Annotated in this window: 6 protein-coding genes; all 6 read left to right on the top strand. The window is 67.4% G+C overall.

The features are described 5' to 3' along the window. The first annotated feature begins 45 nt into the window (after positions 1 to 45). From BEK68_RS07570 to BEK68_RS07545, 6 genes are read left to right on the top strand one after another with little or no spacing between them, the layout of a single operon-like run. Positions 46 to 720, top strand: coding sequence for a membrane protein (locus BEK68_RS07570; protein ID WP_009239152.1), 675 nt, complete (start codon positions 46 to 48; stop codon positions 718 to 720). Positions 721 to 746: 26 nt separating this feature from the next. Next, the gene (locus BEK68_RS07565; RefSeq protein WP_009239153.1) at positions 747 to 2,444 is read left to right on the top strand and encodes an AMP-binding protein; all 1,698 of its coding nucleotides are present in this window, start codon (positions 747 to 749) and stop codon (positions 2,442 to 2,444) included. Then, positions 2,441 to 3,403 carry an acyl-CoA synthetase gene (locus tag BEK68_RS07560; protein ID WP_009239154.1) on the top strand — a complete coding sequence of 321 codons (963 nt, stop codon included), beginning with the start codon at positions 2,441 to 2,443 and terminating at the stop codon, positions 3,401 to 3,403. Before BEK68_RS07565 ends, BEK68_RS07560 begins: the two co-directional genes overlap by 4 nt. Continuing rightward, positions 3,400 to 3,996, top strand: a complete 597-nt coding sequence (locus tag BEK68_RS07555; RefSeq protein WP_009239155.1) for a LolA-related protein — start codon at positions 3,400 to 3,402, stop codon at positions 3,994 to 3,996. The genes BEK68_RS07560 and BEK68_RS07555 overlap by 4 nt, the downstream gene beginning before the upstream one ends. 13 nt (positions 3,997 to 4,009) lie before the next feature. Next, complete coding sequence (locus tag BEK68_RS07550; RefSeq protein ID WP_009239156.1) at positions 4,010 to 6,442, top strand: MMPL family transporter; 2,433 nt, start codon at positions 4,010 to 4,012, stop codon at positions 6,440 to 6,442. Further along, positions 6,439 to 7,302, top strand: a complete 864-nt coding sequence (locus tag BEK68_RS07545; RefSeq protein ID WP_009239157.1) for a polysaccharide deacetylase family protein — start codon at positions 6,439 to 6,441, stop codon at positions 7,300 to 7,302. Before BEK68_RS07550 ends, BEK68_RS07545 begins: the two co-directional genes overlap by 4 nt. The last annotated feature ends 33 nt before the right edge of the window (positions 7,303 to 7,335 follow it).

The raw sequence follows: 7,335 nt of genomic DNA, 5'->3' as shown, positions 1-7,335 counted from the left end.
CCCTACGACAACCATGCAGCGCCGCTCCCCCCACCTTGCCCTGCCATGCACCGACTGACCAGCTTTGCGCGAGGCGCAGCGGGCGTGGGTGCGATCGTGGCGTATCAGGTCGGTGCGCATTACGCAGCGGCCACGCCGGGCGCGCATGGCGTGGGCCTGGCAATGGCGCTGTTACCGCCGTTGGCAATCGCGCTGGTGGCGGCCACACGTACCACGCATCGTGCATGGTTGTTGCCGCTGTGGTTGCTCGTCTGCTCAGTGCTGTGGATGGCGCGCGCGCCGCTGGCCGCGCATTTTGACTGGGGCCTGTACCTCGAGCATGCAAGCTTCAACCTGATGATGGCCTACGTGTTCGGCCGCACGCTGGTGGCGGGGCGCGAGCCGCTGTGCACGCGCTTTGCCCACATGGTGCACGGCACGCTCACACCGCGCATTGCGCGTTATTCGCGGCAAGTCACGCTGGTATGGACGCTGTTCTTCCTGGCAACCGCTGCCGTGTCCACGCTACTGTTTGCCACGGCATCCACCGTCACGTGGTCGACGTTTGCGAACTACCTGTCGCTGCCGCTGGTGGGGGTAGTGTTCGTGGCGGAATACCTATGCCGCCGCATCGTGCTGCGCGGTGAGCCACACTCCAGCCTGTTCGACGCGGTGCGCGCGTATCGACAATCGGAACAATCCGGGCACGTCACGCCCGCTGCCACAGAACGGTCCCGCTGAACCCACCCGCCTGCAAGATTTGCTTCATGCCGACTTACCCGCTGGTCTCCCATCCAACGCTGGACAACACGCTTGCCTGGCGTGACGGCACGCCCGTCTCAGCGCGCACGTTCCTGGCCGATGTGATGGCGCTGGCCGCGATGCTGCCGCCGGGCGGCCACGTGTTCAACGCCTGCGCAGACCGTTACCGCTTTGCCGTCGGGCTGGGCGCAGCGCTGGTGGCCGGCAAGGTCAGCCTGCTGCCGCCCATGCAGACGGCGCAGATGGTGCGTCAGCTTTCGGCGTTCGCGCCCGATGTGTTCTGCCTGCACGATGCGACCGCCTGCCCGGTCGACCTGCCTGCCTTCCGTTATCCCGATGCGTTGACGCCCGGCGCAGCGCCCATCGACGTGCCGCAGATCGACACGTCGCAAGTCATGGCGGTGTTGTTCACGTCCGGCTCGACCGGTACGCCGGTGCCGCATCGCAAGACGTGGGGCGCACTGGCGCGCTGCATGCGCACGGCCGTCGCGCACCTTGGCCTGGCCGATGGGCGCGCCTTCACGCTGGTCGGCACGGTGCCGGCACAGCACATGTACGGCCTTGAGGTGACGGTGCTGTTGGCGCTGCAGGGGGGTCTGGCGTTCAGCAACCGGCAGCCGTTCTATCCGGCGGACATTCGCGAGGCGTTGGACGCAGTACCGCAGCCGCGCGTGCTGGTGACCTCGCCGGTGCATCTGCGGGCGCTCCTCGCATCGGAGCCCGCGTTGCCGAGTGCATCGCTCGTCCTGTCGGCCACAGCGCCGCTGTCGGAGGCGCTGGCGCGGAAGACCGAGACTCGCCTATCCACGCCGCTCCTGGAAATCTACGGCAGCACCGAAACCGGCCAGGTCGCGACGCGCCGTACCGCGCAAGAAACCGCGTGGCACCTGTACCCCGGCGTTCGCATGGAATCGCGCTCCGGCACGCCGGAAGACGAAGGCCCGACGGTGTGGGTCTATGGCGGACACGTCGAAACCCCGGTACCGATGGGTGACGCGATCGAACTGATCGACGACACGCACTTTCTCCTGCACGGGCGCAAGGCCGATCTGATCAACATTGCAGGCAAGCGGTCGTCGCTGGCGTATCTGAACCATCAACTCAACGCGATTGCCGGTGTGGTGGACGGCGTGTTCTACATGCCGGACGATGCGCCCGCCGCCCGGCATACGCACGGCAGCGCGGCAGTCACGCGCCTGGTGGCGCTGGTTGTGGCGCCGGGCCTCAGCGCGGCGGATGTGCTGCGTGCCCTGCACGACCGCATCGACGCAGCATTTATGCCGCGTCCACTGCTGCTGGTGGACGCGCTGCCGCGCAACGAAACCGGCAAACTGGCGCGCGATGTGCTGGCCGCGCTGATCGCGCAGCATTCGCACCGCAACGCACACAAGCACGGCATGCGCTTCACCATTCCCGCTGATCACCCCGCGCTGCCGGGGCACTTTCCTGGCCATCCGATCGTGCCGGGCGTGGTGCTGCTCGACCATGCGCTTCACACGATCGGTGCGGCGCTGGGCCGCTCGCTTGATGCGTGCAAGATCAGCTCGGCCAAGTTTCTCAGTCCTGCGGCACCCGGGGAAGTGCTCGATCTCGCGTTCGAGACGACGCCAAGCAACGCCGTGCGCTTCACAATCCGCGCGGGCGAACGTGAAGTGGCCAGCGGCGTCCTGTCTGCCCCGGCACCGGAGGGCGTTGCCGCATGAAGCGCTCCGACTGGGCCGAGCGTCCGGAGCGCAGCAACCTCGCGCTGCTGCGCCTGATGACGTGGCTCTCGCTGCGGCTCGGGCGGCCGTTCGGCCGGGTCCTGCTGCGGCTGATTGCGTTGTATTTCGTGGCGGCCTCGCCAGCGGCGCGGGGCGCTTCACGTGACTATCTGCGCCGCGCGCTCGGCCGCACTGCAACGCTGTGCGACGTGTTCCGCCACATGCTCACGTTCGCCACGACCATTCATGACCGCATCTACCTGATCAGCGGGCGCTTCGGTCTGTTCGACATCCAGTTGCAGGGCCAACAGCACGTGCACAACGTGCTGGCGCAGGGGCGCGGCGCGTTCCTGCTGGGCGCGCACCTGGGCAGTTTCGAGGTGGTACGCGCGCTCGGCCGGACGGTGCCGGATCTACGCGTGGCTGTCGCCATGTACGAAGAGAATGCACGCAACATCAACGCCGCGGTGGCCGCCATCAACCCGGCGGCGGCGCCGGAGGTCATTCCGCTCGGCCGCGTGGACGCCATGCTGCAAGTGCGCGAAGCGCTGGATGACAACCGGCTCGTCGGCATGCTGGCCGATCGCACGCTGTTGCGCGACGCGGGGCCGTCAGTCCGGCACATGGATTTTCTCGGCAGCCCGGCGGCGTTTCCGTTGGGGCCGCTGCACATGGCGGCCATGCTCAAACGCCCCGTACTGTTCATGACGGGGCTGCACCTGGGCGGCAATCGCTACGCTGTGCATTTCGATCTGTTGGCGGACTTCACCGATGTGCGCCGCGAAGATCGCGCCGCCGCCGTGCAAGCCGCGCTCGGCCGCTATGTGGAACGCGTTGAACATTACTGCCGCACCGCACCGTACAACTGGTTCAATTACTTCGACTTCTGGCAGGATGCCGACGCGGCCGGAGCGCCGGATCACGCCCCCGCGGACCACCAGACCACGCAAACGCCATGACTGCAACGCGCCCATTCTTCCGCGCCTTCCTGGCCTTGCTCGCGGCCAGCATGTTGGCCGCGACCGCTCACGCTGCGGATTCCGCCTGGACGCTCGACCGCCTGATGTCCACGCTCGCACGCAACAAATCGGGGCGCGCCACGTTCACGGAAACGAAGACGCTGTCGATTGCTGCGCAGCCCATCGAATCATCCGGCGAGTTGGTGTTCGTCGCGCCCGATCATCTGGAAAAGCACACGCTGGCCCCCAAGCCCGAACATCTCGTGATTGACGGCGACAAGCTGACCGTGGAGCGTAACCAGCGCAAGTTCACGATGCCGCTGTCGCAATACCCGGAGCTGGGCGCGTTCATTGAAAGCATCCGCGCCACACTGGCCGGCAACCGCTACGCGCTCGAAGCGATCTACAAGGTCGCCATCGCCGGCCACGGCGATGACTGGACGCTCACCCTTTCGCCCATCGACACGCGCATGCAGCAAGTGGTGCGCACCATCACGCTGGAGGGCACGCGCGATGTGCTGCGCAGCGTCGCCATCCGCCAGGCCGACGGCGATCATTCGCTGATGCGCCTGCAACGCGTGCTCGGCAACTAAGGATGGCGCGCACATGAAACGCTTGCACGCCCTGCGTCGCCCTGCGGTGCTGGTCTGGTTGACTGGCCTGCTGCTGTGCGCGGTCGTGATCGGACGTACCAGCTTTACGGCGGACCTGTCGGCGTTTCTGCCGCGCTCGCCGAGTGCCGAGCAACGCGTGCTCGTCGACCAGTTGCGCGAGGGGCTCGTGTCGCGCCTCATCCTCGTCGGCATCGACGGTGGTGACGCGGCCACCCGTGCAACGCTGTCAAAGCAGCTCGCTGCGAGGCTGCGTGCCGACGCGCAATTCAGCGCCGTCAACAACGGTGAGCCCGTGAGCGAAGCGCGCGACCGGCAGTTCATCTTCGACCACCGCTACGTGCTGAGCCCCGCAGTCACGCCGCAGCGCTTTTCCGCCGAAGGGCTGCATGCGGCGCTGGGCGAAAGCCTCGATCTGTTGAGTTCATCGGCAGGGCTCGTCGCCAAGAACATGCTGCCGCGTGACCCGACCGGCGAGGTGGCGGCACTCGTCAGCCAGCTCGACAACACCGCGCTGCCGTCGTCGAAGCACGGCGTGTGGGCGTCACGCGATGGCCAGCGTGCCGTGCTGGTCGTGCAGACAACGGCCGCCGGCTCCGACACCGACGCACAGGCGCATGCCATTGATGCCGTGCGCGGCGCGTTCGATGCGGTTGCGCGCGCAGTGCCAAACGCAGCGTCAACGCGCATCCTGATGACCGGCCCGGGCGTGTTCTCCGTCGAATCGCGCGACACCATCAAGCACGACGTCGAGCGGCTTTCCGCCGTCAGCCTCGTGCTGGTGGTGGCGTTGCTGCTGACGGTATACCGCTCGCCGCGCACGATGGTGCTCGGGTTGCTGCCGGTGCTGTCCGGCGTGGCGGCAGGCGTGGCAGCGGTCAGCCTCACGTTTGGCGCGGTGCACGGGCTTACGCTCGGCTTCGGCACCACGCTCATCGGCGAGGCGGTCGACTATTCGATCTACCTGTTCGTGCAATCCGCCCGCCTGCACGGCGCCACTCCCCACGACAGCCTGCGCGCATGGATTGCCACGTACTGGCCGACCATCCGCCTGGGTGTGCTGACCTCGGTGTGCGGCTTTGCGTCGATGCTGTTCTCGGGCTTTCCCGGCCTGGTGCAACTGGGGCTGTATTCGATTGTGGGGTTGGTAACGGCCGCGCTCGTCACGCGCTACGTGCTACCGCATCTGCGTGGTGCAGAAGTGGCGACGCGTGATCTCTCGCGCGTGGGAGCGTGGCTGACGCGGGCGACGTCTGCCGCACCGCGCCTGCGCTGGCTGTTGGCCGCCGTGCTCATCGGCGCATGTGCGGCGCTTTCGCTGCATCGCGATAGCTTGTGGAGCCGCGAACTCGCCGCGTTGAGCCCCGTGCCGGCGAAAAGCCAGGCGCTCGACGCCAGCCTTCGCGCAGATGTGGGCGCGCCCGACGTGCGATATCTGGTGGTGATCCCGGCAGCAACGGAACAGGCCGCGCTCGAAGGCGCCGAGAAGATCGCCACGCAACTGCAACCGCTCGTGGACAACGGCGTGCTCGCCGGCTTCGAGAATCCCGCGCGCTACCTGCCGAGCGATGCCACACAGCGCGCGCGCCTCGCGAGCTTGCCGGCGGCCGATGCACTGGCCACACGCATGCGCAGCGCGGTGGAAGACCAGCCGATCCGCGTAAAACCCGATCTCTTCGCCCCGTTCATCGCCGATGTGGACGCGGCACGCGCGCAGCCCTTTTTGCGGCGCGCAGACCTGAAGGGCACGTCGATGGCATTGGCGGTGGATGCACTGCTAACAGAACACGCCGGCCAGTGGAACGCCATGTTGCCATTGCGCGCACCACCAGATGCACCATCCGCCGCGCCGGCTACCACGAATAACGCATCCAATCCGCCCAGCCTCGATGCCGCGCCGATTCGCGCAGCCGTTGAGCATGCGACCGTACCCGGGGCGCTCTTCGTCGACATGAAGGTCGAAGCCGATCGGATGTACGTGAACTACGTGCGCGAAGACCTTCGCCTCTCGCTTGCCGGTTTTGCGGCGATCGCGTTGCTGCTGATCGTGGCGCTGCGCTCGCCGCAGCGGACCTTGCGGGCGTTGGCGCCCCTGGTGGCGGCGGTGCTGGTGGTGACGGCCGGCTTTGCACTGGCGCGCGTGCCGCTGACCATCCTGCATCTGGTCGGCATGCTGCTGATCGTGGCGGTGGGATCGAACTACGCGCTGTTCTTCAATCAACGCGCACAGGCCATTGCGCCGCAGACCCTGGTGTCACTGCTGGTGGCCAACCTGGCGACGGTGGCCGGCTTCGGCCTGCTCGCGCTCTCTCGCGTGCCGATGCTCGAAACCTTCGGGCTGACCGTCGGCCCGGGCGCCATGCTTGCGCTGTTGTTCGCCGCCATCCTCGCGCCACGCGCCAATCACGATCAGCACGCCACAGCATGAACGCACCGATCACCCCGCCACTTGGCACCGCCCGACGCTGGAAGCCGAGCCCGCTGATCAGCGGCGCGCTGGCCCTGCACGCTGGCGCAGCGGTTGCCGTTGCAGCAGATCCGTCGACATGGCCGTGGGCGGGCGGCGGCGTCATCGCCTCGCATCTGGTGCTCATGGCCGGCGGACTATGGCCGCGCAGCACATGGCTCGGTCCCAACTGGACGCATCTGCCCGCCACGGCCGGCCAGCGAATCGCAATGACCATCGACGACGGCCCTGACCCCGATGTCACGCCGCGCGTGCTGGACATACTGGACCAGTACGGTGCCAAGGCCACCTTCTTCTGCATCGGCGAATTGGCGCAGCGGCACCCGCGCTGCGTCGAGGCCATCGTCGCGCGCGGGCACGCGGTGGAAAACCACAGTCAGCGCCACCGGCATACGTTCTCGCTGAAGGGGCCAGGCGCGTTGCGGCGCGAGATTGCTGCCGCACAGGACACGCTCACGCAAATCACCGGCACGCGCCCGCTGTTCTTCCGCGCGCCGGCCGGACTGCGCAACCCGTTTCTGGAGCCCGTGCTGTGCCAGCTTGGCCTGCAACTGGCGAGCTGGACGCGCCGCGGCTTCGATACCCGCTCGCGCAATCCCGAAGCCGTCACCCAACGCCTGCTGCACGGTCTGGCGCCGCAAGACATCCTGCTGCTCCACGACGGCCATGCGGCGCGCGATGCACACGGCGACCCCGTCCTGCTGACCGTATTGCCGAAGGTGCTCGAAACCGCCGCGCGCGCGCAATTGCAGTGCACGACGTTGCGCGCTGCCCTCGCGCCGGAGCCCGCGCAGGCCACGCGCTCGCAAATGACCATTTGATAAAATTTGTTGACGATCGGCGCAGCAGCCTGC

Origin of the sequence: Ralstonia pickettii, assembly GCF_001699815.1 — a bacterium.
Classification (GTDB): Bacteria; Pseudomonadota; Gammaproteobacteria; order Burkholderiales; family Burkholderiaceae; genus Ralstonia; species Ralstonia thomasii.
This window is presented reverse-complemented; position numbering and strand designations above follow the sequence as displayed.